The following is a 26343-nucleotide window of genomic DNA, read 5'->3' as shown; positions in this document are numbered from 1 at the left end:
GCCCTCAGGCACTGTCGGGCGCCTTCAGGCCCCTCAAGCGCCGTTCGGCGCCGTCACCGGCGCGCGGTCGAAGAAATAGATGCCGTGCGGCGAGCGGCCCACCTCAATGGTCTGGATCAGCTTGCGCGTGTTGAGATCGATGATGCCAACGTGCTTCGCGAAGCGGAAGGTCACCCACAGATAGCGTTTGTCGGCGGAAAGTTCCATATCGTCCGGTCCCGGCATCAGGCCGGTGATGTCGCCGACGTTGGTGAGCGTGTCTTCGTCGATGATGCTGATCGTGCTAGCGACGCGGTTCGACACCGCGACATGCTTGCCGTCGGCGAGCGAGCGGAAATTGTGAGCGCCCTTGCCCGTGTGAATCGTCTTGACGACCTTCTGGTTGCGCCAGTCCACCACGGCGACGCAGTCCTCGCCGGTCATGCCGACGAGCAGGTACTTTTCCCCCGGCGTCATCCACAGACCCGCGGGCACCTTGCCGACCTTCATCTTCCATTTGACGGTTTGCGTGGGCAGGTCGATGGCGGCGAGCTCGCCCGAGATCTGCAGCGAGACGAACACCGTCTTGCTGTCATTCGAGAACGCCATGTGGCTCGGCATCACCGCGAGCGGCAGCCGTGAAGCCAGCGTCATCTGGTTTTTCTGGTTGTCGTAGTGATAGATGTCGAGTCGATCGAGCCGCAGTCCCGTAGTGACGAGCCACTTGCGATCAGGCGAAAAACCGATCTGATAGGGATCTTCGATGTTCTCGACCCAGCGCTGTAACTGCCCCGTTTTCGGATCGACGAACATCAGGCTGTTCGACACCGAATTGGCGACGATCAGCGAGGAATTGTCCGGCGTGGCCATCAGGTGATGCGGTTCCTTGCCCGTGGGCACGGTGCCGATGACCTGGTGGCTGTTCTCGTCGATCAGGCTCAGCGTGGCCTCGCCGGAATTGAGCACGATCACGTTATTGGCGTGCGCCGCTGGAGAAAAAAAGCCTGCGGCGGCGACCAGCGCCGCGGTCGCGGCGAACGTGGCACTCAAGCCGGGAAGAAAAAATTTACGCATGAAAACTCGCTTCGGAGAACAACGGTCATTGTAAAACGTTTGCCGGTCCGGGCGGTTGACGTAAGTCACTGGCGACGACCGAAAAATGACGGGTGCGATGAAGCGCGGCCGCGTGCGGGAGGTTTCGTCTGCCACGTCCGGTTTGATGCTCGCGCCGCGGGTTTTCGAGTGAGGAATCAATGTGCTCTCCCTGTCAGGGTCAATCATGCATCAGCCACACGTTAAAATCGCGCAAATGATTAGCGGGAACAATAAGAATACTCCTCTTTCCTTATCAATAAAAACCTAGCCGTATTAATATATTTTTTAGCTCAATTGAATTTCGGAGTTTGCTGATATCTGAATTGCACGCGGACATCGGAGAATTCTCCATACGCGCCACCCCGGTAGCGCCTCCCCCATGAATCCCGAGCGTACATCGCCGGGCTGACGCGCGCTCGGCCAAATAACGCAAGCCTTACCAATGACCGGCGTTTTTGTATTTTCAATATTTTCAAACCCACCAGGCAATAACTTCACGTCAAAGTCGGAATACGCGCTGCGTGCCACTAACTACGTGCCACTAACTACGTGCCACTAACTACAATAATGCGGAGGATTTTTAATTGATGAACAAGAATATTTCGATAATTCGCCATACCACGTCTCAAATAAAAGTCGCAGCGCCGCGAACTGCCTGCCTGCAAACACACCGTGCTTCCGCGCGCCAGAAAAGCATCGCCCGGACGGTTCGAAGTACCGCGGGTGTTGCAATAGCGGCGGCGGCCCTTTATGTCACGGAAGCGACAGGCGCCGGCGTCGATTCCGTCGAGGTAGGCACGGCCAGCGCGCCCGGCGACATCGCGGTCGCGATAGGTGCACAGGCCACCGCAAGCGGCAACTCATCGCTGGCGGTCGGCTCGCAGGCGAACGCGCAAAACGACGGCGCGATCGCGTTAGGGGCGAACGCCACGGCACAGGGCGATAGCGCCGTCGCCATGGGCCTCTCCTCTTCCGCACAAGGCGAAGGCGCGAGCGCCTTCGGGCCTTATGCGAATGCGCAAGCGGAACGCGCGACCGCGGTCGGTCTGAACGCGTCGGCGCTTGGCGTCGACTCGGTCGCAGCGGGCTCCGGTTCAATAGCGGCGGACTCGGCCGCCTCCGCGTTTGGCTCCCTATCCACGGCAACCAGCGTCGGATCGACCGCGCTCGGCTATGTCGCGCAGGCCGGAGGCGCCAACTCGCTCGCCGCCGGAGCATGGGCCTCGGCGCTCGCGGACTCGAGCGTCGCGCTTGGCAGTAATGCCGTCGTCAGCGGCGTCGGCGCCATCGCCCTCGGCGTTGCCGCGCAGGCACGCGGCGCCTACGCCAGCGCAATCGGCTTCGGCGCAACGGCCGCGGGAGCCGGCGCGATCGCGCTCGGCAGCAACGCAAACGCGAGCGCCGACAATAGCGTCGCGCTAGGCGCCAACGCCAGCACCACGACGGACCTGTCGCAAAGCGCGTTTGTGCCCGTGGGAACGGGCGCCACCCCGATCGCGGCCTCCAGCGCGACGGGCGAAGTCTCGCTCGGCTCGGCGAACAACGAGCGTCGCCTGACCAACGTCGCCGCGGGCGCCGCGCCCACCGACGCGGTCAACGTGAGCCAGTTGAGCGCGGTCGACAACAAGGTCGATGCACTCGCTCAAAGCAGCGCGCTGCATTACTTCAGCGCTGCTGACCCGGTCGACGGCTCCAACGAGGCGCTCGCAGACGGCACGCACGCGCTTGCCGCGGGCAGCAACGCCAGCGCTATGGGCAGCAACGCAACCGCATTCGGCACCAGCGCCAGCGCCAGCGCAACCGACTCGACCGCGATCGGCGCGGGCGCCATCGCCGGCACGGCCGACGCGACCTCGCTGGGCGCCTCAGCGTCGGCCTACGGCTCCGGTGCGACGGCGCTCGGCTCCAACGCCACGGCGAACGGCGCCGGCGCCCTCGCGCTCGGCTCCGGTGCCAGCGCAGCCGCCGACAACGCACTTTCGCTCGGATCTAACTCGAGCGCGCTAGTTGCAAACTCCGTCGCGCTCGGCCAGGGCTCGATCGCCGATCGCGCGGGTACCGTGTCGGTCGGTTCAACGGGCAACGAGCGCCAGATCACCAACGTCGCGGCTGGCACCGCCGACACCGATGCGGTCAACGTCGCCCAGCTGAAAGCGGTGAGCGACCAGAGCAGCGCGACCGCAGCGAAGCTCGACGGCGCGGTCATGTACGACACGAACGCCGACGGCAGCATCAACCGGAACAGCGTTACGCTCGGCGGCGATACCACGGAGGGCACCGTCATCCACAACGTCGCGGACGGCGTACAGGCGTCCGACGCGGTCAACCTCGGTCAGCTGAACGCGGCGCTTGAAGGCGCGATCAATAACGCGACGATCGGCACGGCCGACGCGTTGTTCAGCGCGGCAGGCGATAGCGCGACTGAGAGCGCGCAGGCGTCCGGCGCGCACGCGATTGCGGCCGGGGCGAACGCGCGGGCGAGCGGCGTCAACACGGTCGCCGAGGGTGCGAACGCAGAGGCGGCCGGCACGAACGCGATTGCCGTCGGAGCGAATGCACAAGCAAGCGGCACCAACGCGGCAAGCATCGGAGCGAACGCCATCGCCAGCGGCAACAACGCGACGGCGGTCGGTGCCGCAGCCAGCGCGAGCGCCGACAACTCGGTGGCGTTAGGCCAGGGCTCCGTCGCCGACCGAGCGAACACGGTATCGGTTGGCGCGGCGGGCCAGGAACGCCAGATCGCCAACGTCGCGGCCGGCGTGCGAGGCACCGACGCGGTCAACGTCGATCAGTTGCAGCAAAGCGTGAGCGGCGCGATCAGCGCGTCGAATCGCTATACCGACGACCAGATCCGCTCCGCCCGTCGGGACAGCTACGGGGGCACGGCATCGGCGCTCGCAATGGCAGCTTTGCCGCAAGCGGTCCTGCCGGGACACGGCATGGTCGCCATGGCGGGTGGCACGTACGGCGGTCAATCTGCGCTCGCAATCAGCGTGTCGCAGTTGTCGGACACCGGCAAATGGATCTACAAGGTCCAAGGCAGCACCGACTCTCGCCGACAGTTCGGTGCATCGATCGGCGCGGGGATGCATTGGTGAAATCAGCTCGAGCGAACGTATCGGACCGAGTCCGGCCGCGACGGCGCTCAGAGGACGCTCGGTGTACCCCGCGCGCACCGGTGCGCGGGCCCGCTCATCGGCCGCGGTGCACACCCAGTGTCCAGCGTCCGCGAGCGAGCGCCCTGGCTTTAGCGCTGCATCGACTCCCACACCTTGTGCAGGCGCTTCACCGAAACCGGCATCGGGGTGCGCAACTCCTGCGCAAACAGCGAGATGCGCAATTCTTCGAGCAGCCAGCGGAATTCCGCGAGCCGCGGATCCACGACGCCGCCGCGCTGCGACACCGCGCGCTGATAGTGCTGCAGCAGCGGCTGGAATTCGGCGAACTGGCGCGCGTCGCGTATGGCGTCCGCGCGCAGCTTGTCGATACGCAGCGCCATCCCCTTCAGATAACGCGGGAAATGTGCGAGTTGGGCATATGGCGTATCGACGACAAAACGCTTGCCGATCAGCGCATCGAGCTGATTCTGCAGATCGGTGTACGCGGCCGCGAATGGCTTCGCCTGCAGGAGCTTCTTCGTCAGGCTCGCGTATTCGCCAAGAATCTGACCGACCAGCAGCGAAATTTCCTGCGCGAGCAACGTGAGGCGGCTACGCCCTTCGTCGCGGCGGACATGGAAGCTCGCATCGTCGTAGGGCAGCGGATCCTGCAGACACGCGCGGTCGAGTGCGGTGTCGATCAGCTGATCGCGCAGTTCCTCCTGCGTGCCGCGCGGCATGAACTGCATGGCCATTTCGCGCAGGCCCGGCAGATTCTTCTCCAGATACTTGATCGGCTCCTTCAACTGCAGCGCGAAGAGCCGACGCAAGCCCGCCCGATGAATCCGCGCGGCTTCTTCCGGCGAATCGAACACCTCGACGTCGCAATGGGTGCCACGGTCGACGAGCGCCGGGTAGCCAAACAGCGTCTGACCACCACGGCGAATTTCGAGCAACTCGGGCAACTTGCCGAAATTCCACGTGGTCAGGTTTTCATACAGAGCGGTGGCTGGTACGCCTTCGGGTGTCGCGGGTTGCGGCGCGGCCGCGCCCTTGCCGCGCGACGCGCCACTCTGAGCCAAATCTTGAGAGCGTGCAGGTGCCGCAACACCGCCGCCGCCCGCGTCGGCCAAGGCGGCGCCCGCCGCGCCCGAAACGAGCTTCTGGAAATGCTGCTGCGCCTGAGCGCCGAGCTCGGCGCGCAGTTGCGACAAATTGCGCCCCATCGCGAGCTGCCGGCCATGTTCGTCGATGACCTTGAAGTTCATGAACAGATGCGCGGGCAGCGTCTCGAGCTTGAAGTCGGACTGCTTCATCGCGACCTGGGTCTGCTCGCGCAGGTCGGCGATCAGCGCCTCGAGCAAGCCTCCTCCTCCGAAGCGCTGTGCGCCGTGCCGTTCGGCGAAGCCCGCCGCATACTCGGGGAGCGGCACGCAATGCCGACGCAGCTTTTGCGGCAGCGACTTCAGCAGCAACTGCGCCTTTTCTTTCAGCATCCCGGGCACGAGCCACTCACAGCGGCGCGCGTCGACCTGGTTCAGCGCGTACAGCGGCACTGCGAGCGTCACGCCGTCGCGCGGCGTGCCCGGCTCGAAGTGGTAGGTCAGCGCCATCTCGATGCCCGCCATCGTCAGCCGCTTAGGGAACAGATCCGTCGTGACACCCGCCGCCTCGTGCCGCATCAGATCGTCTCGGGACAAATACAACAGCCGCAGCTTGTCCTCCGCCTGGCCGCTCTTTTCGACCTCGTCGCGATACCAGCGCTCGAACGCGGCGCCGGTATGGATGCCGTCCGGCAGCGCCTGATCGTAGAACGCGTAGATCAATTCGTCGTCGACCAGCACGTCCTGGCGGCGCGACTTGTGCTCGAGCTGCTCGATGTCGGCGAGCAACTTGCGGTTGTGCGCGAAGAACGCAAGCTTCGTGTCGAACTCACCTTCGACGAGCGCACCGCGAATGAACAGCTCGCGCGCCCGCGCCGGGTCCTGCTTGCCGAATGCAACGCGCCGCCGGTGATAGATCGGCAGGCCGTACAGCATCGCGCGCTCGAACGCGGACACCTGCGCCGCGCGCTTTTCCCAATGCGGCTCGGACAACGACTTCTTGAGCAGATGCGCGCCGACCTTCTCGACCCACTCCGGCTCGATTTTCGCGATACAGCGCGCGTACAAACGGCTCGTTTCGACGAGCTCGGCGGCCATCACCCACTTGCCTGCTTTTTTCACGAGCGCCGAGCCGGGCCACAAATAGAACTTGATGCCGCGCGCGCCGAGGTAGTACGGCTCGTCGTCGGCTTTCAGGCCGATGTTGCCGAGCAGACCGGTCAGCAGCGCCAGATGGATCTGCTCGAATGTTGCCTCCGCTTCGTTCAGCCGCCAGCCGTGCTCGCGCACCACCGTCAGCAGCTGCGAGTGGACGTCGCGCCATTCGCGCAGCCGCAGTTGCGACAGGAAGTTCTTGCGGCACTCGTCCTGCAGCTGCCGGTTCGATTTCTTGTGCGCGATCGCTTCGTCGAACCAGTTCCAGATCTTCAGCCACTGCAGGAATTCGGAGCGCTCGTCGGCGAACCGGCGATGCGCCTGGTCCGCCTGCTCCTGCGCTTCGATCGGGCGATCGCGCGGGTCCTGCACGGACAGCGCACTCGCGATGATCAGCACTTCCTTCAGCGCCTGCTGGTCGCGCGCGGCGAGGATCATGCGGCCAACGCGCGGATCGAGCGGCAGTCGCGCGAGTTCGCGGCCGAGCGGCGTCAGGTGGGTGTCGTCGTCGACGGCGCCGAGCTCGTTGAGCAACTGGTAGCCATCGGAAATCGCACGGCCCGGCGGCGGTTCGATAAACGGGAAGGTTTCGATCGCCGTCAGATGCAGCGACTTCATGCGCAGAATCACCGAAGCAAGCGACGAGCGCAGAATTTCTGGATCGGTGAAGCGCGCGCGGCCCTGGAAGTCGCTGTCCTCATACAGACGAATGCAGATGCCATCGGCGACCCGGCCGCAACGCCCTGCGCGCTGGTTCGCGGCGGCCTGCGAAATCGACTCGACCTGCAACTGCTCGACCTTGTTGCGATACGAGTAGCGCTTCACGCGCGCAAGGCCGGTGTCGACCACGTAGCGGATGCCGGGTACCGTCAGCGAAGTTTCGGCGACGTTGGTCGCGAGCACGATGCGGCGCGCGTTCGACGCGCGGAACACGCGCTCCTGCTCGGCGGCCGAGAGCCGCGCGAACAGGGGCAGGATCTCCGTGTGGGGCGGATGATGTTTGCGCAGCGCCTCGGCGGCGTCGCGAATCTCGCGCTCGCCGGGCAGGAACACCAGTACGTCGCCGGGGCCTTCGCGGCACAGTTCGTCGACGGCGTCGACGATCGCCTCCATCAGATCACGATCAGTCTCGCGCTGCGTCTTCGGGCGCTCGCGGCCAGACGAGGTTGCACCCGAGGTCCCTTGCGCCGCCTTGACCGCCGGGCTGTCCTCGACGACCGGACGGTAACGTACCTCGACCGGATACATCCGGCCGCTCACTTCGATCACCGGCGCGGGTTTGTCGTCGCTGCCGAAATGACGCGCAAAACGGTCGGCGTCGATCGTCGCCGAGGTGACGATCAGCTTCAGGTCGGGACGCTTGGGAAGAATCTCCTTCAGGTAGCCGAGCAGAAAATCGATGTTGAGGCTGCGCTCGTGTGCTTCATCGATGATCAGCGTGTCGTAGGCATTCAGCAGCGGATCGGTCTGCGTTTCCGCAAGCAGAATGCCGTCGGTCATCAGCTTGACCGATGCGCCCGGCGCGAGGTTGTCGTTGAAGCGCACCTTATAGCCGACCACTTCGCCGAACGGCGTGCCGAGTTCTTCGGCGATACGGCGCCCGGTCGCCGACGCGGCGATCCGGCGCGGCTGCGTATGGCCGATCAGACCATTGCCGCCGGCACCGAAACCACGGCCAAGCGCGAGGCAGATTTTCGGCAACTGCGTGGTCTTGCCCGAGCCGGTTTCGCCCGACACGATCACGACCTGATTCTCCGCGATCGCCCGCGCGATCTCGTCGCGACGACCGGAGACAGGAAGCGCTTCGGGGAACGTGACCGGTGGAATCGGATTCGGCTCGACGACCCGCGACGGCCGCGCTTCGCGCGGCGCGCGAGGTTGTTCCTTGCGCGGCTCGCCCGATTGTTTGTCGCGCGATCCGTGACGCTGCTCGCCACGAGCCCCACCGCCCCGCTTCGCACCAGACGCGTCATCCGATTCATCGCGGGATTCACCGCGCCGTTCGTCACGCGCGCCAGCGTGCTCTTCGCGACCTTTTCGACCTGCACCGCCCCCTTCAGGCGGCACCTTTCGCGCAGACGCGCCCGCCCCCCGACGCGCGTCACGCGCCTGATCGGGTCTCGCATCCTGCGCTGGCCGGCGCATCGTGTCGCCGGGGTTGGCCGGCTCGCCGGCCGACGCCGGTTTCTCGTTCGCCCCAGCGGGACTTTTGGGTACATTCGACATGGGGGCGCATTATAATCCCCGGCATGAATTCCCAAACCGACCTCGTCCCCGCGCCCGCGAGCGTCCCGGCCCCCGCCGACTCGCCGGAAACCCTCGCCCAGCACGCGCAATTCGTCGACTGGATGCGTTCCGTCGCCCCGTATATCCACGCGTTCCGAAACAAGACATTCGTCGTGGGTTTCGGCGGCGAAGTGGTGCATCAAGGGCTGCTGAATGCGCTCGTGTCCGACATCGCGCTGCTGCAGGCAATGGGCATCCAGATCGTGCTCGTGCATGGCTCGCGCCCGCAGGTCGAGGAGCAGATGAGCCTGCACGGCGTCGAATCGGAGTTTTCACACGGCATGCGCATCACCGACGCGCGCGCGCTCGAGTCCGCGAAGGAGGCGGCCGGCGAAGTGCGTCTCGACATCGAAGCCGCGATCAGCCAGGGTCTGCCGAACACGCCAATGGCGCACGCGCACATCAGCGTCGTATCGGGCAACTTCGTGACGGCGCGCCCCGTCGGCATTCTGGACGGCGTCGACTTCCAGCACACGGGCCTCGTGCGCAAGATCGACGCGGATTCGATCCGACACTCGCTTGCGAGCCGCAAGCTCGTGCTGCTGTCGCCGCTCGGCTTCTCGCCCACCGGTGAGGCATTCAATCTGTCGATGGAAGACGTGGCCTCGGCCGCGGCGATCGCGCTGCGCGCCGACAAGATCGTGTTCCTGACCGAAACGCCGGGCCTGATGGAAACCGGCGAAAGCGGCACCGAGCTGATCCGCGAACTGTCGCTCGACGACGCCTACAAGCTGCACGAAAGCGGCGAAGTGACTGGCGACGCCGCGTTCTACCTGAAGCATTCGATCCGCGGCTGCCGCGGTGGCGTGCCGCGTGCGCACATCATCCCGTACGCGCTCGACGGCAGCCTGCTGCTCGAACTGTTCCTGCACGATGGCGTCGGCACGATGATCTCGTACGAAAACCTCGAAAGCCTGCGCGAAGCAACGCCGGACGACGTCGGCGGCATTCTCGCGCTGATCGAGCCGCTCGAAACAGACGGCACGCTGGTACGGCGCGGCCGTCACCAGATCGAACGCGATATCGACCATTTCTCGGTGATCGAGCACGACGGCGTGCTGTTCGGCTGCGCGGCGCTGTATCCGTATCCGCAGGAGCGCATCGGCGAAATGGCGTGCCTGACCGTCGCGCCCGAAGCTCAAGGCACCGGCGACGGCGAGCGCCTGCTCAAACGCATCGAACAGCGCGCGCGGGCACGCGGCCTCACGCGCATTTTCGTGCTCACCACGCGCACCGAACACTGGTTCCTGAAGCGCGGCTTCGTCAAGGTTACGGTCGACGACTTGCCCGAAGACCGCCGCCGACTCTATAACTGGCAGCGCAAATCGCTCGTGCTGATGAAACAGCTTTGAGTACTTCGTGATCGCCCCCATCTGATCCGAACCGGCGTCTGCCCGCCCCACATCGATTACAGGAGAAGCACAGCATGACTCGTATGGTTCAATGCGCGAAGCTCGGCAAGGAAGCCGAAGGCCTCGATTTCCCGCCGCTGCCGGGCGAACTCGGCAAGCGGATCTACGAAAGTATCTCGAAGGAAGCCTGGCAGAGCTGGTTGAAGCAGCAGACCATGTTGATCAACGAAAACCGCCTGAACATGGCCGATCCGCGCGCGCGGCAGTACCTGATGAAGCAGACCGAAAAGTTCTTCTTCGGCGAAGGCGCGGATACCGCGTCGGGCTACGTGCCGCCGTCGGCCTGAGCTTGCCTCGTCGAGGACGACACGACACAACGCGTCGCCCAAACCGAGCCAACACACGCCTGAAAGTCCGCGCCGCGAGCGCGGATTTTTTTCGCACCAACATCGGCCGCGCATCGCGCCCGCCGCTCGCGTCGTCTTCGCCTCAAAAAGCGCTCGCCAATGTTCTAAGCGGTCCGTTTTTCAGGGCCGTTCCGACCCCGCCAGATCTCCCGTCCCGCAACGGATCGAGTCCCATTGGGGGCTCTGCCTCGCACCGCCGATTTGCATGATCCTCTGGCATCGTGCTAACATGTGCCCTCGTTTCAGCAGCAATTCACCTTCATTCGTGTTCTTTCAAGTTGGTTCATCGTGTGTTTTTCCGCGCACGCGCCATCCTGAATTGAACTGTTTTTAAACAAGAAGGCTCGTCGGTCGTTTCCCCGCCTAAAGCGGAAAATTCAAGACCGGCCTTTTTCGTTTCAAGCCTTCAGTGGCGCATGGGTCAGTTTCCCGCCAGCCCCGCGTCCCTCATGCATCTGCCCCCCTTCCACGGCCACGCAGGTGCAACAGTCAGCACAATCTAGTCGAGTGTTTTTTCGCGAACTTACCGCGAGGCACGGGCGTTTGCTTTTTTTCGCCATCCGTTGCGCCGCCGGATAACCGGTGCCGCGAATAGCCTCGCCTTGCTCACGAAATTACACTTCCCAGCAAAACCGTGGCGGAACGCATCACGAGTTTCGTCGCAGTCATTGGAGTTTCAACCTTGACCGCTTCCAGCAACGGCTTCTGGCGACATCACAAACCGGAACAGCGTCTTTCCCTCGACGACATCACCGTCGTCGATCACTCCCTCCTGAAACGGGCCGTCGGCGCCATGGCGCTCGGCAACGCGATGGAATGGTTCGATTTCGGCGTATACAGCTACATCGCGGTCACGCTCGGCAAGGTGTTCTTCCCCTCGTCGAGCCCTTCGGCGCAACTCATTGCGACCTTCGGCACGTTTGCCGCGGCGTTTCTCGTGCGGCCGATCGGCGGCATGGTATTCGGGCCGCTCGGCGACCGCATCGGCCGTCAGCGCGTGCTGGCAATGACGATGATCATGATGGCCGCGGGCACCTTCGCGATCGGCCTGATCCCCAACTACGCGACGATCGGCATTCTCGCGCCGGCGCTGTTGCTGCTTGCGCGCCTCGTGCAGGGCTTCTCGACCGGCGGCGAATACGGCGGCGCCGCGACCTTCATCGCCGAATTCTCGACCGACAAGCGCCGCGGCTTCATGGGCAGCTTTCTCGAGTTCGGCACGCTGATCGGCTACGTGCTCGGCGCGGGCACGGTCGCGCTGCTGACGGCGACGCTGTCGAACGACGCGCTGCTGTCCTGGGGCTGGCGCGTACCGTTCCTGATCGCCGGACCGCTCGGCCTGGTGGGTCTCTACATCCGCATGAAGCTCGAGGAAACGCCCGCGTTCAAGAAACAGGCCGAAGAGCGCGAAGCCGAGGACCGCGCGCTGCCCAGCCAGTCGTTGCGCCAGCTGCTCGTGCAGCAGTGGAAGCCGCTGCTGCTGTGTGTCGGCCTCGTGCTGATTTTCAACGTGACCGACTATATGGCGCTGTCGTATCTGCCGAGCTATCTGTCCGCCACGCTGCACTTCAACGAAACGCACGGTCTGTTCCTCGTGCTGCTCGTGATGATCCTGATGATGCCGATGACGCTCGCCGCCGGCCGTCTGTCCGATGCGATCGGCCGCAAGCCCGTGATGCTGCTCGGCTGCGTCGGTCTGTTCGCGCTGTCGATTCCCGCGCTGCTGCTGATTCGGATGGGCACGGTGCTGCCGGTGTTCGGCGGTCTGATGATTCTCGGCGTGCTGCTGTCGTGCTTCACCGGGGTGATGCCGTCGGCGCTGCCGGCGCTGTTCCCGACCCGGATCCGCTACGGCGCGCTCGCGATCGGCTTCAATATCTCGGTGTCGCTGTTCGGCGGCACGACGCCGCTCGTGACCGCATGGCTCGTCGACCGGACCGGCAATCTGATGATGCCCGCGTACTACTTGATGGGCGCATCGCTGATCGGCATCGTGTCGGTGCTCGCGCTGCGCGAAACCGCGCGCAAGCCGCTGCTCGGCTCGGGTCCGTGCGTCGCGACGCGCGCTGAAGCGCACGCGGTGCTGCGCGGTGAGCGCGAGGCCGAGGAGATGGATGAACGGTTCGCGGCGGCTGCGACCGCGCGTGCCTGACCTGCGCAGTCATCACGTCAGGCGTAGTTTCTGAAGCGGGCCGGCGACATTCGCCGGCCCGCTTTTTTACGTCAACAGCGAATCGAACGTCGCGCCAACCTGCGCGCCTTCGACGGTCAGCGTGCCCGCGCACACCGGCAGCCTGAAGCGCCGCGGCCCCGCGCTGCCAGGATTGACGTACAGCACGCCGTCGCGCTCGGCGATCGACGGCTTGTGCGAGTGGCCGCTCACCACGACGCGAATGCCATCGTGCTGCGGCACGCAGCCCAGCTCGGCGATGTCGTGCACGACCAGAATCGTCACCTGCTGGATCGTCAGCCGCGCATGCGTCGGTAGAGACGCGGCCCAGTCACCGGTATCGTTGTTGCCGCGCACCGCGATCAGCGGCGCGATCCGCGCGAGCGCGTCGAGCACCTCCGGGTTGCAGATATCGCCCGCGTGAATGATCGCGTCGCAGCCGTCGAGATAGCGCAACGCTTCGGGACGCACGAGGTTGTGCGTATCCGAGATGAGCCCGATGCGGGTAGCGGTCGAAGGTGAGCGATGTGAAGCCATGCGCAGTCTCACTCGGTCTGCGGCTGCGCCAACTCTCGCGCCGCCGCCTGGGCACGGCGCTGCCCAGCCAGCATGCGCCGCGTCAACCCCTGCACGACGACCGACACCACCGCCGCGCACGCAAACCCCGTCGCCACACCGTACTGCGGCAGCAGCATCGCCGTCACCGCGAAGAACGCCGCGAACGAGCCGCGCCCGACCACCATGCCGCGCATCAAGAGCGCCACGAAGTCCGCGCCATGCGCACGCTGCGCCGACACCGCGAGCACGATGCCGAGCAGCGGGAACACCGACACCACGCCACTCCACGCCGCGCCCATCGATGCCGAGGCAGCCGTCACCGCGAGCGTCAGCAATGCGCCCGCGAGCATCCGCACGGCCAGATCCGCGCGCCCGACGCGTGCCGCCGGCACATGGCCCGTCGCGCGCGGCAAGCAGCTCTGCGACACCGCGACGGCCGCGCACGCCGCCGGCAGCGCCCACCCAAGCGAGCCGGGCATCCGCACGATCAGCAGTCCCGCGCCGAGCCAGCCGGCCATGCCCGCGACCAGTGCGAGCGGCCAGTCGAAGCGTCGGCAGCTCCATCCGTAAGCAAGATTGAATGCCTCGGATGCGGCGATCGCCGCAACCGACGCCGCCGACGCCTGCGCCGCGAACGCCGGCCCGCGCTCGACTGCGAGCAGCAGCATGATCGGTCCGGCGACGACCGGCAGTCCCGCGAGCCATCCCGCGACCGACGGCCCCCAGACGCGCGCGGCCGCCGTCAGCGCGGCGAGAAAGGCCGGCACCAGCACGAGCTTCAGCGCGAGCAGCATGCTCAGGCCTCCAGCACGTGTTCGATGCGACGGTCCGGTACGAACCACCACGCGGCGGCGAGCGCGTACAGCACGGCCGACGCCCACGGCACGACGAACGCGAGCCCGATGCCGGTCAGGTAAATGACGACGGAGACCTTGCCCTTGAAGTCGTTGCCGAGCGCTTTGGCCAGCGTCGAGTCGTGTCCATGCTGCGAAATCAGCGTGCGCGTCAGGATGAAATACGCGATCGCCGCCATGAACAGCACGATGCCGTACATCGCGGTCGGCCACGCGGCCAGATGGTTTTCGCCGACCCAGTGCGTCACGGCCGGCAAGAGGGATAGCCAGAACAGCAGATGCAGGTTCGCCCACAACACCTTGCCGTTGACCTTCTGCACCGCATGGAACATGTGATGGTGATTGTTCCAGTAAATGCCGACGTAGACGAAGCTCAGCACGTATGCGCAGAACACCGGTACGACCGGGCGCAGCGCCGCGAGATCGTGGCCTTCGGGCACCTTCAGTTCGAGCACCATGATCGTGATGATGATGGCGATTACGCCATCGCTGAAGGCTTCGACGCGTCCCTTGCCCATGCGAGTCCCGAAGATCAATGCGGTGGGGCGCACAGCCCGCCTTCGCCTTGCGCGCGGGCCGCGCCGCTGCCGATTATCGGTGATGGTGTGAGGATTTGTCGATGCGCGAGAGCCGGACGCGCGGATGGCTCGATCCGCCGCGGCTCACGGGTAATGGACGGCGAGCCACACGCTCGGCTCGGTGTCGCTCGTCCATGCGACGCGGTGGCGGCAATGCGCCTCGATCAGCACGTGATCGCCGGGCTTCATCCGATGCGGCTCGGGGTCGCCGTCGAATTCGAGCATCGCCGCGCCGGTGAGCAGCACGACCCATTCGGCGCGCGGGCTGTCGTACCAGAAGCCGGGCGAACTCGCCTGCCCGGTCGAGACGATCCGCTCGATCGTCACGCCGCCCCGCTCGACGAGCGCGTCGACCTGCTCCTCGGGCGTCGTCCCCAACTGCGCGACGAGGTCGAAAAGATTGCCGCTGTTACGTGCGGGTTTGAGCGAGCTTGTCATCAGCGTGTCGCGCCAGCGTCAAGGCAGTTCATTGCATCGGCTTGAGCCCATCGAGCAGCGTCGGCACCAGTTCGCTGATGGTCGGATGCACGTGCATCGCGTATTGCAAAGTCGGATACGGCGCGCCTGCCGTCATGATGTCGACGAACGTATGGATCGCCTCGTCGCCCTCGATGCCGTGAATTGCCGCGCCGAGTATCTGTTTGCTGTTCGCATCGACGAGCGCCTTCATGAAGCCGTCGGTCTCGCCACGCTCGCGCGCACGGCCCACGCGCGACATCGGCATCGTCGCGATCAGCGCTTCGCGGCCGCTGTTGCGCACCTCCTCCTCCGACATGCCGACGCGCGCGAGCGGCGGGTCGACGAACACCGCATACGTCATGATCCGCGTGTCGACGCTGCGCGCGCCGCCGTCGAGCAGGTTCGCCGCGACGATCCGGTAGTCGTCGTAGGACGTGTGCGTGAACGCGCCGCGACCGTTCACGTCGCCGATCGCCCAAACGCCCGGCACGCTGGTGCGCAACTGGCCGTCGACGATGATCGTGCCGTGCCGGTCGGTCTCGATGCCGGCGACGTCGAGGCCGAGGTCGTCGGTATTCGGCCGGCGGCCGGTGGCCAACAGCAGGTGCGACGCCTCCATGGCCGGGATGTTCTGCTCGAAGCCGATGCACACGTCGTTCGCGTGATGCGCATGCGGCTCGACGCGCGTCGGCTGCACGCCGAAATGAAACTCGACGCCCTCGCGCGCGAGCACCTTCTGCACCGACTCCGCGAAATCGGCATCCTCGCGGTTCAACACGCGCTCGCCGCGCACCAGCACGCTGACGCGGCTCCCGAAGCGGCGAAACACCTGCGCGAATTCGAGCGCGATATAACTGCCGCCGACGATCACCAGATGATCCGGCAACACGGTCAGTTCGAGCAGCGTCGAGTTCGTGTAGTACGGAATCCGCTGGATGCCTTCGAGCGGCGGCACGACGGCGCGCGTGCCGGTGTTGATGAAGATTTCGAACGCGCTGAACTCGTTCAGCAATTCCCCGTCGCGCCCGCAGATAGCGAGCGTGCGCGCGCCGGTGAAGCGCGCGTGGCCGTCGAACACCGTGATGTTTTCCGTGCCGCGCAGCCATTTTTCGACGCCGCTGCGCGACTCTCCGATGATCCGGTCCTTGCGCGCCTTCACGGCCGCCAGATCGACGCCGACCGAACCCACCTGCACGCCGAGCTCCGCCGCATGGTGCGCAACGTGCGCCGCGCGGGCGCTCGCCACATAGGATTTGGTCGGCGTGCAGCCGACGTTCACGCAAGTGCCGCCGAACTCCGCGCGTTCGATTACCGCGGTGCGGCGCCCGCTTTGAGCGAGGCGCACGGCGAGCGGCGAACCGCCTTGTCCGGTACCGATCACGACTGCGTCGAAGTGCTGTGGCATGGCAACTCTCCCCGGCTGGGTGCAGGTCGTAGCATCTTACGCTTAGTGCCACGCGCTTCCATGTCATGTCTGATTGCGCGGGCGCTTTGGCGACGGCCGGTCTTCCCACGCGCCGCGCGAGGCGGCGCCAATCAGTTGGGATTACTGCGTATGCTGCGCGGGAAATCTCAGGCGTGGCAATGAACCGCGCAAATCAACTCGCGCGAACGTTGCAGCGCGGCCTGCGCGCCGCGCGCCGCGAACACCCAGCCGACCTGGCCGAGATTGAAGTCCTGCGACACCATCACCTGCATCAGCGCGACCATCGGCAGTACGACCGCTGGCCGGTAAAGCTGGTTTCTGATCAACTCTGACATCACGACCCCCAAACGCGGGGCGCCGCTTCGGCACCGCGCACCAATAATGTTTCGATGGGGGAATTTTAGGGAGTGCGTCGCCGCCGATAAATAGCGGCAACGCGAAGTCACTTGTTCGGCAATCTGAACAATCGCGTCAGGACGCCTTCGCCATGCCGATCAACTGCGCGTCGTACAGCGTGCGCGCATACGCGCTCGCGCCGACCGGCCGGCTGTACAGATAGCCCTGCTGCTTGTCGCAATCGATCGCGCGCAGGAACGCCGCCTGCTCGGCGGTCTCGACGCCCTCGGCGGTCACGTTCATGCCGAGCGAGTGCGCCATCGCGACGACCGCCTGGGTGATCGCGACCGAATCGCGATGATCGGGCAGCCCCGCGACGAACGACCGGTCGATCTTCAGGTTATGCAGCGGAAAGCGCTTCAGGTACGACAGCGACGAATAACCGGTGCCGAAATCGTCGACCGAGACGCGCACGCCCATTGCGTTCAGCGCGCTCAGTATCGGCAGCACGGTATCGCTGTCGCTCATCAGCAACCGCTCGGTGATCTCGAGTTCGAGCGCGGCCGGTTCGAGCCCGGACTGCGCAAGAGAACGTTCGATGCGCTCGAGCAGCCCGTCGTTGAACTGCCGCGGCGACAGATTGACCGCGACGACCAGATGCGGCGCGAGCGAGCGCCGCCACTGCGCGACCTGCTGGCAGGCGTGCTCGAGCACCCAGTCGCCGATCTCGACGATCAGCCCGGCATCCTCGGCGACCGGAATGAATTCGCCCGGCGACACGTTGCCGAGCTCGCTGTTGTACCAGCGCAGCAGTGCTTCCGCACCGATCGTGCGGCCGCTCTGGCTATCGACGATCGGCTGGTACACGAGGCTCAGCTCGTTGGCCGCGAGCGCGCGCCGCAGCGACTGTTCGATCGTGAAACGCCGCTGCAGATGCTGGTTCAGCTCGGCGGTGAAGAACTGGAAGTTGTTGCGGCCCCGCTGCTTCGCGTGATACATCGCCGAATCGGCGTTGCGCATCAGCGTCGCGACGTCCTGGCCGTCTTCGGGAAACAGGCTGATGCCGATCGACGCGCCCAGGTAGTACTCGTTGCCCGCCACCGCGAACGGTACCGCGATCATGTCCAGAATGCGGTGCGCGAGGCCGATCAGCTCGCCGGTATTGCCGTACGCACTGGCGACGATCACGAACTCGTCGCCGCCGACGCGCGCCAGCGTGTCGCCGCACCCGACGCAGGCCGACAGCCGTTCGGCGACGCTGCACAGCAAGGCGTCGCCGGCTTCGTGACCGGCGGTGTCGTTGACCTTCTTGAAGCTGTCGAGATCGACGAACAGCACGGCGACGCTGGTGAGTTCGCCGTCATGGTGGCCGGCGGCGCGCGGCGCGAACAGGTCGCGCATCCGCTCGGTCAGGTAGGCGCGGTTGTAGAGGCCGGTCAGCGAATCGCGCGTGGCGAGGTACTTCAGCTGGCGCTGCGCCTCGCGCACCGGCCCGATGTCGGAAAACGAAATCAGCACGGAGTCCGGCTCGCTGTCGCCGGGCCGCAGGATCGGCACGACGTTCTGCGTGATCCACACGACCTCGCCGCCGATCAGTTCGAGGCCGACCGTCACGCCGAGCATCGGCTTGCCGGTCGCAAAGACCTGCGAGACCGGACGGTTGACTTCGCCGATGACCGAGCCGTCCTCGCCGAACGCGCGTGTCATCACGGTCCGCATGCTGCTGCCGACGACCTCCGGTGTCACGTGCAGCATGCGCTGCGCACTCGGATTGCAGGCGAGCACGATGCCCGTGCGCGACTGCACGACGATGCCCTCGCTGAGATGATCGACGACCAGCCGGTGACGCTCCTCGCTATGCGCGAGGCGCTGCGCCATCGCGTCCTGATGGACTGCGAGGCCGACGCTGCTGCCGATGTCGCGCAGCATCGCCTCTTCCTCGGGGGTCGGACAGCGGGTGGCGCGGTAGTAAACGGCGAACGCGCCGAGCACGATGCCCGCGTCGTTTTCGAAGGGCACGGACCAGCAAGCGCGCAAGCCGTGCGGCAACGCGAAATCGCGGAAGTTTTCCCACAGCGGATCGGATTCGATGTCGTCGACGATCACCAGACGCCGCTCGAACATCGCCGTGCCGCACGAGCCGACGCGCGGACCGATCGCCGCGCCCTCGATCGCGGCGCTGTACGCGGGCGGCAGCGACGGCGCGCCGCCGACGCGCACATGCACGCCGTCCGGGTCGAGCAGCAGGATCGAGCAGCACGCGCCGTCGCCGAGCAGCGCCTCGGCGCGACGGCAGACTTCGTCGAGCAGCTCGGGCAGCGGCGTGTTGCGGGTGATCAGCCGCAACACGCTGCGCTCGGACGCGAGTACCTCCTCGGCCCGTTCCGGCCGGTAGCGGGCGCCCTCCGGCGCAGCTGTCGTCGTGCCACGTGATGTTGCTTCGCAAAGCATAGTTGCGCCCCCCAAACCCAACATCGGCAAGTTAGTGTACGCGGCACACCGGGGTTTACGCTAAGTCCAGCGCGAAAATCTGCCACGCATCGCGTGCGGACGGCTCCGGGGTGGCGTGCCAGCATCGGTTGATGCCGGTACGACGGGCGACTGCAGTGCGGGCGCCGTCTGTTCGTGGCCCGCAGGCGCCGCAGCGGCTCGACGCTGGGCCGGCCGCGGCAGACTGCGACGGCCCATTTGGTTCGGCGGCGGATGCCCGGCGCCCGGTCGCGGCGGCGGGGGCGGCGCATGACGCGCAATTGCGCGCCGGCGGCAGTTGCGCCGGGACGCTCAGCCGGCGGCCGACGGCTCGCCGCCCTCGCTCGTGCCGAACAGCTCCGCGCAAAGCTGCGCGCCGATTTCGCTCAGCGACGCGGCTCCGGTGCCATCGTCGTGGAACATCGTATCGGCGAGACCGCTTCCCGAGAGCGCCGTCAATTGCCGCCGCAAGCTGCTCATCGGCACGCCGGCCTGCTTCGACAGCTTCGCGAGCGACCACGCGCGCCAGGGTGTCTCGCGATGCGCGCGCCATAGCTGCGCCAGTATCGCGGCGAGTTGCGGGTCGATGTCGTCGTCATCCATGTCGGTCTACCTGTCGTGATGTGTCGTTTTGCATCGCCGTAGCGTCTGTCACGCCATCGCCGTAGCCAGCTCACCGAGCGTCTTCAACGCCGCTTCGGCCTGCGCGGTCCACGGATAGCTGTAGTTGAGCCGGATGAAGTGCCGAAAATCGTTGCGCGTCGAAAACATCATCCCCGGCCCGACCGTGATCCCGCGTTCGAGCGCCGCCTGATAAAGCCGCATCGAATCGATCGCAACGGGCAACTCGACCCACAGTACGTAGCCGCCCCGCGGCGTCGACACGCGCGTGCCGACCGGGAAAAAGCGCAGCACCAGCGCGCTCATGATGCTCGCCTGCTGCCGGTACACGCGGCGCAGGTGCCGCAGATGGCGGTCGTAGCCGTCCTGACGCAAATAATCGGCGACCGCGATCTGGGGCACCGACGGCGTCGTCAGCGTATTCAGGAACTTGAGCTTCTCGACCTGCGCGCGATAGCGCCCCGGCAGCGCCCAGCCGATCCGGTACGACGCCGTCAGGCTTTTCGAAAACGACGCACAGTGCAGCACGAGCCCCTGGGTGTCGAAGGTCTTCAGCGTCGACGGCCGCGTGTCGCCGAAATACAGCTCCTGGTAGACATCGTTCTCGATCGCCGGAATCTCGTGCGCGGCCAGCAGTTCGACCAGTTGCCGCTTGCGCTCGTCGGACATGCAGAAACCGAGCGGATTCTGGAAATTCGGCATCACCATGCACGCGGCGATCTTCTGCCGCGCGATCGCCTTCGCGAGCGCGTCGATGTCGATGCCGTCGACCGGATGCGTCGCCACCTCGATCGCGCGCATGCCGAGGCGCTCGATGGCGTGCAGCATCGCGTAGTAGGTCGGCGACTCGACCGCGACGGTGTCGCCCGGCTTGGCGACCGCCTGCAGGCTCAGGTTGATCGCCTCGGTCGCGCCGAGCGTGATCACGATTTCGCCCGGATCGACCGGCAGACCGTTTTCCGCATAGCGCCGCGCGATCTGCCGGATCAGCTCGGGGTTGCCCGGCGGCAGATCGTCGATCAGATTCCAGCTCGCGTGCCGCCGCGCGATCGCGTTGGCGTACTGGTTGATGCGCCGCCACGGGAACAGCGACGGATCGGGATACGGCGAGCCGAACGGCACGGCGTCGTGCGCGCGGATGCTGCGTAGCGTCGACAGCACGAGCCGGCTCACATCGACCGTCGCGGGCACCGGCGGCGGCGCGGACTTGCGGCCCGCGCGGGCCGCGGCGGGCGCCCGCGCGGCCGCATCGCGCACGAAATAGCCCGACTGCGGCCGGCTCTCGACGATGCCGCGGCTTTCCAGCAGCGCATACGCGTGCAGCACCGTCTTGATGCTGACGCCGTGCTGCTGGCTCGCCTGACGCACCGACGCAACCCGCTCGCCGGCCGCGAACACGCCGCGGCGCACGGCTTCGGTGATTTCGTCGGCGAGTTTTTCGTAGAGCTTCATGCGATTCGGCTGGATTCGGGCGGCTTCAGGCATCGTTGCGCAACTGTACTCCTATTCTTTCCGATTTTCTGTATCCGACGTAGTTTGTGGAACACAGTACGATCTCCGGCATTGGTCTGCAAACCCTGTCGAATCTTTCCACCGCCACGTCATGAAGAACGAAACACAAGCCGAAGCCCGCATCGAGCCGTACAAGCACCCCGCCGCTGGCTGGGGCGCGCTGAAGTATGTCGCCATCAACCTGCTCAAGGAAAAGGTCGCGGGGGGCAACTACCGCACGCTGCTCAAGCAGAACCAGCCTGACGGCTTCGACTGCCCCGGCTGCGCGTGGCCGGATCGCGAGCACGCGTCGACATTCGAGTTCTGCGAAAACGGCGTGAAGGCCGTGGCCGCCGAGGCCACCGGCAAGCGCGTGACGCCCGCGTTCTTCGAGCGGCACAGCGTCACGGAGCTGATGACGCAATCCGACTTCGAACTCGAGCAGCACGGCCGCCTGACCGATCCGCTCGTCTACGACGCCGCGCGCGACCGCTATGTGCCGATCGGCTGGGACGACGCATTCGCGCTGATCGCGAGCCATCTGAAGCGTCTCGACGATCCTGACCGCGCCGCGTTCTATACCTCGGGCCGCGCGAGCAACGAAGCCGCGTTCCTGTACCAGCTGTTCGTGCGCATGTACGGCACCAACAATTTTCCCGATTGCTCGAACATGTGCCACGAGGCGACGAGCCGTGGCCTGCCGCACACGGTCGGCATCGGCAAGGGCACGGTCACGCTCGATGACTTCGAACACGCGGATACGCTGCTGATCTTCGGCCAGAATCCGGCCACCAACCATCCGCGCATGCTCGGCGAGCTGCGCGAATGCGCGAAGCGCGGCGCCACGATCGTGTCGATCAATCCGCTGAAGGAGCGCGGCCTCGAACGCTTCGCGAGCCCGCAGCATCCGGTCGAAATGCTGACGATGGGCAGCACGAAAATCAGCTCGGCATTCATCCGTCCGAAGGTCGGCGGCGATTTCGCGCTGATCAAGGGCGTCGCCAAACGCGTGCTCGAACTGGATGACGAAGCGCTCGTGTCGGGCCTCGAGCGCGTGCTCGACTTCGGCTTCATCGCCCAGCACACAGTCGGCTTCGCTGCCTTCGCCGACGATCTGCGCGCCGAGCGCTGGGACACGATCGTCGCCGAGGCAGGCGTGCCGCTCGACGAGGTGCTGAAGCTCGCCGATATCTACGTGAAGGGCCGCGCGGTGATTTCGACCTGGGGCATGGGTCTCACGCAGCACAAGAACTCGGTCGCGACGGTACAGCTGCTGTCGAATCTGATGATGATGCGCGGCAATATCGGCCGGCGCGGCGCGGGGCTGTGCCCGGTGCGCGGCCACTCGAACGTGCAGGGCGACCGCACGGTCGGTATCGAAGAAAAGCCTACTGAAGCGTTTCTCGACAAGCTCGGCGCAGCCTACGACTTCGCGCCGCCGCGCGAGCACGGACTCGACGTCGTCAACACGATTCAGGCGATGCTCGACGGCAAGGTGAAGGTATTCATCGGGCTGGGCGGCAATTTCTCGATCGCGACGCCGGACACGCCGCGCACGTGGGACGCGATGCGCGCATGCGATCTGACCGTGCACGTGACGACGAAGCTCAATCGCAGCCACCTCGTGCATGGCCGCGACGCGCTGATCCTGCCGACGCTCGGACGCACCGAGATCGATGTTCAGAACGGCGTGGCACAAGGCGTCAGCGTCGAGGATTCGATGAGCATGGTGCACATCTCGTATGGGATGAACAAGCCGGCGTCGGACAATCTGCTTTCCGAAGTGGCGATCGTCGCGCGCATGGCGCATGCGAGTTTGGGCAGCGGCAAGGTGGACTGGCTCGCCCATGCGGCCGACTACGCGCTGATTCGCGAGGGCATCGCGAAGGTGATCGACGGTTTCGACGACTACAACGAGCGTCTGAAGAAGCCGGGCGGCTTCCATCTCGGCGTCGCATCGCGCGATCGCATCTGGAAAACGCCGAGCGGCAAGGCACAGTTCATCGTCCACGCGATCGCGCTCGACACGCCGATTCATCAGGCGAAGAAGCAACATGGCGAACGCCTGATGACGCTGATGACCACCCGCTCACATGATCAGTACAACACGACGATTTACGGTCTCGACGATCGCTATCGCGGCGTCTACGGACAGCGGCGCGTGCTGTTCGCCAACAAGGACGATCTCGCGATGCTCGGGTTCGCGGCTGGTCAGCGCGTCGATATCACGAGCGTGTGGGCCGATGGCATCGAGCGACGCGTGGACGGTTTTCTGCTCGTCGAGTACGACATTCCGCGCGGCTGCCTCGGCGCTTATTATCCGGAGACGAATCCGCTGGTGCCGCTCTCCTCGGTCGCCGATGGCGCGGGTACGCCGACGTCGAAGTCGATTCCGGTGTTGTTGACGGCGTCGATGGTGGAGGATGCCGCGGAACTGGCGGCTTGAAGTCAGCTCCGTTTGTCGCGCCTGTCGCGCCTGTCGCGCCTGTCGCGCCTGTCGCGCCTGTCGCGCCTGCCGCGCCCGCCGCGCGGCGTACCTCACACGGTCTTCTTCGCCAGATCGCGATGTGTCAGATACAGACGTAGATCGAATTCGATCTGTTGGTAACCCGGCTGCATGAACTCGCACAGACGATAGAACGCTTTGTTGTGGTCGCTTTCTTTCAGATGAGCGAGTTCGTGCACGACGATCATCTTCAGAAACTCCGGCGCCGCGGCCTTGAATAACGACGCGATGCGGATTTCCTTCTTCGCTTTCAGCTTGCTGCCCTGCACGCGCGAAACGCTCGTGTGCAGGCCGAGCGCGTGACGCATCACGTCGAGTTTGCTGTCGTACGTGACCTTGTCGATCTGATCCGCGCTGCGCAGGTGTTCGCGTTTGAGTTCCGCGCAGTACTCGTAGAGCGCGCGGTCGGTTTGCACCTCGTGCGTGCTCGGGTACTTCTGCGCGACGTAGGAGCCGAGCTGATCGGCGGCGATCAGCTTTCTCACCTTGTCTTGCAGCGGTGCGGGGTAGCCGGTGAGGTATTTGAGGGGGAACATGAAGGCGGAGTGAGGTTGGCGGGGGTGATGTTACGCATAGTCGCGCTGATGGACAAGGTTGGGCATTTTCCGGATGCCGCTCCGTTCGAAGTACCGAAGATTCGTGAAGCGCTTTTTTCTGTTTCATCGAAAGCCGCGGAGATTTTGGGCTGTCGCCCATGTACGGACTGCCTGTCACAAGGTATTCATCTGACTGCTGTCAACCCCGGCAGCGACTTCAGATAGATCATCGACACACCTATGTCCCAGTCCGTATTTGAGATGCACTCCGTGGAGCTGTTCTGCCAGCGGCCACCGGGTGCCCGTTATGTCATCTGCGACGAATGGCACTACAAGGCGTGCCTCGGCAAGACCGCAGACCTTCAGAGGGCCAAGGCAGAGACCAGGGAATTTCTTGACATTGCCCAACTGAATGGTAGGACGTGGCAGGAGGACCGGAAGCTGGTCAAGGATCTCATTGGCTGTCACTGGCTGTTTTTTCATGGTGTACGGGACCGGAACCCTGACACCGATGGCTGGTGGGTCATTCTTGCTCTTCTCGAAGAGGTTCGCCGGGGCAACTTGCTTGCCATCAAAGGCCCGCGTAATGGCCTGTTTCCGTCACCCTACAGCAGCACGCCGTTGAGGAATCCCGTAGCGAGGACCGGCAGTCACCCGGACGGCGAACGCATTCTGTCCGTCCAGTATGATCCGGCCACCTCGCAAGCCCGGTTGGCCGCTGCGCGCGCAACCAGGGCTGGCGATGGAGGCGCATCAACGCTGCCTGGCGATGCGCAGCCGTTCGACTATCAGCCGGACATGCCTAATGTGGACGCCATGCAGGTCGCGGGTAGTGAGGGAACACCTCGCAACAATCAGGCGCAAAACAAGCAGTTCAAGGCTGTTGTAAAGGCGCTGGGGCTGAATAAAAATCAGGCTAGGCAACTCCATGACGATATCAGTAAGCAAGGCCTCGGGTATCACGAAATGTTGGAGCGGGGGCAGCACATGTTTGGAGGTGGTGATGATTGATACAAGGACAGAAATTGCGGGGCGGCTTGCTGTGCTCGTCGGGCTTGATGTGAGCTGGGTTAGCCATGCGGGAGACATGGTCACTATGCAATTTGGCCCACAGCGACGGTACACACTTAGGGGAAGAAGTCGGGAGGATGGAGCGTGGGCGCTTCATGTGCAATGTGCCTGGCAGCTCGAACGAGAGGGCTTCACCGTAGCGACGAGAGAGGATCTGCGGGGCTCGGATGAAAAGGCGCACGCCACGGCCCGGCGCTTGCATGAAATACTCGTAGGGCAAGGGCCTATCAGGGTCGAGGATGCATCGGCAGATGACGCAGGCGGCATCGTCGTTTCGTTCTCGCGAGGGTATCGCCTTGTGGTGGTCCCGGACGGCGTTGAAGATGACGAGGACTGGCGCTTCTTCGCGCCGGGCAACGATGCAGCACATCTGGTGATTGAGGGGGGCGCGGTCGCCCCTGAGTCTTTCGACTGATACGCAAAGGCCGACTCTCGCGGGTCGGCTTTTTTGTGCGGGCCTGTAAGCCACAGCGTGAGTGTTATGGGCCGCACCTCTGAATCAACCCTCCGCCCTTCGCTGACATGCGCCGCCCACGCTTCCGGATAAGATGAATTTATCAATCATTCACCTTTGCAACGAGGCTGCGTCACGCGTCGAATGCCATGCCCTGCGCCGGGCGCCTGCACCTGCAATTGCACGATTCCCCATAAAAATCGGCACATTCCTAAGTGTTCACGAAAATCTGATTTGAAAATCTGAGCCGAATCCGTCGAGCAGTTTTTTGACCTCGGCATCGATGGTTTCCTTGGTCCAAGTGACGAAGCGGCGCCAGTGATGCTTGGCGTGCTTCCA

The 26343-nt window shown here is 64.9% G+C and carries 19 protein-coding genes; 7 read left to right on the top strand and 12 right to left on the bottom strand.

Annotation, left to right across the window (positions count from 1 at the left end; all coding sequences use genetic code 11):
- Positions 1–33: 33 nt before the first annotated feature.
- Entirely contained in the window at positions 34–1053 is a 1020-nt protein-coding gene (locus F6X37_RS23695; protein ID WP_187612960.1) for a beta-propeller fold lactonase family protein, read from the bottom strand.
- Positions 1054–1661: 608 nt separating this feature from the next.
- Here F6X37_RS23695 and F6X37_RS23690 point away from each other — a divergent pair.
- The gene (locus tag F6X37_RS23690; protein WP_187612959.1) at positions 1662–4172 is read left to right on the top strand and encodes a YadA family autotransporter adhesin; all 2511 of its coding nucleotides are present in this window, start codon (positions 1662–1664) and stop codon (positions 4170–4172) included.
- Positions 4173–4321: 149 nt separating this feature from the next.
- Here the strand turns inward: F6X37_RS23690 and hrpA are convergent, their stop codons facing one another.
- Positions 4322–8656 carry an ATP-dependent RNA helicase HrpA gene (gene hrpA, locus F6X37_RS23685; RefSeq protein WP_187612958.1) on the bottom strand — a complete coding sequence of 1445 codons (4335 nt, stop codon included), beginning with the start codon at positions 8654–8656 and terminating at the stop codon, positions 4322–4324.
- 23 nt (positions 8657–8679) lie between these two features.
- On the opposite strand from hrpA, the gene argA reads away from it, so the two are divergent.
- From argA to proP, 3 genes are all read left to right on the top strand, one after another.
- On the top strand, positions 8680–10068 hold the full coding sequence (gene argA / locus F6X37_RS23680) for an amino-acid N-acetyltransferase (protein WP_090800877.1): 1389 nt from the start codon (positions 8680–8682) through the stop codon (positions 10066–10068).
- Between the two features lie 74 nt (positions 10069–10142).
- Positions 10143–10415 carry an oxidative damage protection protein gene (locus F6X37_RS23675; protein ID WP_026225286.1) on the top strand — a complete coding sequence of 91 codons (273 nt, stop codon included), beginning with the start codon at positions 10143–10145 and terminating at the stop codon, positions 10413–10415.
- Positions 10416–11157: 742 nt separating this feature from the next.
- A complete protein-coding gene (gene proP / locus F6X37_RS23670; protein ID WP_090800879.1) occupies positions 11158–12627 on the top strand; it encodes a glycine betaine/L-proline transporter ProP in 1470 nt (489 codons plus the stop codon).
- Between the two features lie 66 nt (positions 12628–12693).
- Here proP and F6X37_RS23665 read toward each other — a convergent pair whose 3' ends face one another.
- The 9 genes from F6X37_RS23665 to F6X37_RS23625 all read right to left on the bottom strand — a co-directional run bounded on the left by F6X37_RS23665 (position 12694) and on the right by F6X37_RS23625 (position 21398).
- The gene (locus F6X37_RS23665; protein WP_187612957.1) at positions 12694–13182 is read right to left on the bottom strand and encodes a metallophosphoesterase family protein; all 489 of its coding nucleotides are present in this window, start codon (positions 13180–13182) and stop codon (positions 12694–12696) included.
- A gap of 8 nt (positions 13183–13190) precedes the next feature.
- The gene (locus tag F6X37_RS23660) at positions 13191–13997 is read right to left on the bottom strand and encodes a hypothetical protein (protein WP_187612956.1); all 807 of its coding nucleotides are present in this window, start codon (positions 13995–13997) and stop codon (positions 13191–13193) included.
- Between the two features lie 2 nt (positions 13998–13999).
- Complete coding sequence (locus F6X37_RS23655; RefSeq protein ID WP_184022166.1) at positions 14000–14575, bottom strand: TMEM175 family protein; 576 nt, start codon at positions 14573–14575, stop codon at positions 14000–14002.
- 144 nt (positions 14576–14719) lie between these two features.
- Positions 14720–15073 carry a cupin domain-containing protein gene (locus F6X37_RS23650; RefSeq protein WP_187612955.1) on the bottom strand — a complete coding sequence of 118 codons (354 nt, stop codon included), beginning with the start codon at positions 15071–15073 and terminating at the stop codon, positions 14720–14722.
- A 28-nt stretch (positions 15074–15101) separates the two neighbouring features.
- The gene (locus F6X37_RS23645; protein ID WP_187612954.1) at positions 15102–16499 is read right to left on the bottom strand and encodes an FAD-containing oxidoreductase; all 1398 of its coding nucleotides are present in this window, start codon (positions 16497–16499) and stop codon (positions 15102–15104) included.
- 167 nt (positions 16500–16666) lie between these two features.
- Positions 16667–16855 carry a hypothetical protein gene (locus tag F6X37_RS23640; RefSeq protein WP_062129896.1) on the bottom strand — a complete coding sequence of 63 codons (189 nt, stop codon included), beginning with the start codon at positions 16853–16855 and terminating at the stop codon, positions 16667–16669.
- A gap of 136 nt (positions 16856–16991) precedes the next feature.
- Positions 16992–19307, bottom strand: a complete 2316-nt coding sequence (locus F6X37_RS23635; RefSeq protein WP_187612953.1) for a putative bifunctional diguanylate cyclase/phosphodiesterase — start codon at positions 19305–19307, stop codon at positions 16992–16994.
- Positions 19308–19637: 330 nt separating this feature from the next.
- Positions 19638–19928 carry an ArsR family transcriptional regulator gene (locus tag F6X37_RS23630; protein ID WP_187612952.1) on the bottom strand — a complete coding sequence of 97 codons (291 nt, stop codon included), beginning with the start codon at positions 19926–19928 and terminating at the stop codon, positions 19638–19640.
- 48 nt (positions 19929–19976) lie between these two features.
- Positions 19977–21398 (bottom strand): PLP-dependent aminotransferase family protein, encoded by a 1422-nt coding sequence (locus tag F6X37_RS23625; RefSeq protein WP_187612951.1) that lies wholly within the window; start codon positions 21396–21398, stop codon positions 19977–19979.
- A 151-nt stretch (positions 21399–21549) separates the two neighbouring features.
- On the opposite strand from F6X37_RS23625, the gene F6X37_RS23620 reads away from it, so the two are divergent.
- On the top strand, positions 21550–23883 hold the full coding sequence (locus F6X37_RS23620) for an FdhF/YdeP family oxidoreductase (protein WP_187612950.1): 2334 nt from the start codon (positions 21550–21552) through the stop codon (positions 23881–23883).
- Between the two features lie 92 nt (positions 23884–23975).
- On the opposite strand, the gene F6X37_RS23610 is transcribed toward F6X37_RS23620, so the two are convergent.
- Positions 23976–24479 (bottom strand): M48 family metallopeptidase, encoded by a 504-nt coding sequence (locus F6X37_RS23610; protein ID WP_187612949.1) that lies wholly within the window; start codon positions 24477–24479, stop codon positions 23976–23978.
- 240 nt (positions 24480–24719) lie between these two features.
- On the opposite strand from F6X37_RS23610, the gene F6X37_RS23605 reads away from it, so the two are divergent.
- Entirely contained in the window at positions 24720–25490 is a 771-nt protein-coding gene (locus tag F6X37_RS23605) for a hypothetical protein (RefSeq protein ID WP_187612948.1), read from the top strand.
- Entirely contained in the window at positions 25483–25965 is a 483-nt protein-coding gene (locus F6X37_RS23600) for a hypothetical protein (RefSeq protein ID WP_187612947.1), read from the top strand. Before F6X37_RS23605 ends, F6X37_RS23600 begins: the two co-directional genes overlap by 8 nt.
- Positions 25966–26343 lie beyond the last annotated feature (378 nt).

Origin of the sequence: Paraburkholderia sp. 31.1 (genome assembly GCF_014397645.1) — a bacterium.
Classification (GTDB): domain Bacteria; phylum Pseudomonadota; class Gammaproteobacteria; order Burkholderiales; family Burkholderiaceae; genus Paraburkholderia; species Paraburkholderia tuberum.
The sequence above is the reverse complement of the archived record's forward strand: the minus strand, read 5'-3'. Positions and strand labels throughout refer to the sequence as shown.

What these genes read in the sequence shown, in the direction of transcription:
- F6X37_RS23695 (WP_187612960.1), bottom strand. Translation starts at nt 1,053, where the DNA reads ATGCGTAAATTTTTTCTTCCCGGCTTGAGTGCCACGTTCGCCGCGACC.
- F6X37_RS23690 (WP_187612959.1), top strand. Translation starts at nt 1,662, where the DNA reads ATGAACAAGAATATTTCGATAATTCGCCATACCACGTCTCAAATAAAA.
- hrpA (WP_187612958.1), bottom strand. Translation starts at nt 8,656, where the DNA reads ATGTCGAATGTACCCAAAAGTCCCGCTGGGGCGAACGAGAAACCGGCG.
- argA (WP_090800877.1), top strand. Translation starts at nt 8,680, where the DNA reads ATGAATTCCCAAACCGACCTCGTCCCCGCGCCCGCGAGCGTCCCGGCC.
- F6X37_RS23675 (WP_026225286.1), top strand. Translation starts at nt 10,143, where the DNA reads ATGACTCGTATGGTTCAATGCGCGAAGCTCGGCAAGGAAGCCGAAGGC.
- F6X37_RS23665 (WP_187612957.1), bottom strand. Translation starts at nt 13,182, where the DNA reads ATGGCTTCACATCGCTCACCTTCGACCGCTACCCGCATCGGGCTCATC.
- F6X37_RS23660 (WP_187612956.1), bottom strand. Translation starts at nt 13,997, where the DNA reads ATGCTGCTCGCGCTGAAGCTCGTGCTGGTGCCGGCCTTTCTCGCCGCG.
- F6X37_RS23655 (WP_184022166.1), bottom strand. Translation starts at nt 14,575, where the DNA reads ATGGGCAAGGGACGCGTCGAAGCCTTCAGCGATGGCGTAATCGCCATC.
- F6X37_RS23650 (WP_187612955.1), bottom strand. Translation starts at nt 15,073, where the DNA reads ATGACAAGCTCGCTCAAACCCGCACGTAACAGCGGCAATCTTTTCGAC.
- F6X37_RS23645 (WP_187612954.1), bottom strand. Translation starts at nt 16,499, where the DNA reads ATGCCACAGCACTTCGACGCAGTCGTGATCGGTACCGGACAAGGCGGT.
- F6X37_RS23640 (WP_062129896.1), bottom strand. Translation starts at nt 16,855, where the DNA reads ATGTCAGAGTTGATCAGAAACCAGCTTTACCGGCCAGCGGTCGTACTG.
- F6X37_RS23635 (WP_187612953.1), bottom strand. Translation starts at nt 19,307, where the DNA reads ATGCTTTGCGAAGCAACATCACGTGGCACGACGACAGCTGCGCCGGAG.
- F6X37_RS23630 (WP_187612952.1), bottom strand. Translation starts at nt 19,928, where the DNA reads ATGGATGACGACGACATCGACCCGCAACTCGCCGCGATACTGGCGCAG.
- F6X37_RS23625 (WP_187612951.1), bottom strand. Translation starts at nt 21,398, where the DNA reads ATGAAGCTCTACGAAAAACTCGCCGACGAAATCACCGAAGCCGTGCGC.
- F6X37_RS23620 (WP_187612950.1), top strand. Translation starts at nt 21,550, where the DNA reads ATGAAGAACGAAACACAAGCCGAAGCCCGCATCGAGCCGTACAAGCAC.
- F6X37_RS23610 (WP_187612949.1), bottom strand. Translation starts at nt 24,479, where the DNA reads ATGTTCCCCCTCAAATACCTCACCGGCTACCCCGCACCGCTGCAAGAC.
- F6X37_RS23605 (WP_187612948.1), top strand. Translation starts at nt 24,720, where the DNA reads ATGTCCCAGTCCGTATTTGAGATGCACTCCGTGGAGCTGTTCTGCCAG.
- F6X37_RS23600 (WP_187612947.1), top strand. Translation starts at nt 25,483, where the DNA reads ATGATTGATACAAGGACAGAAATTGCGGGGCGGCTTGCTGTGCTCGTC.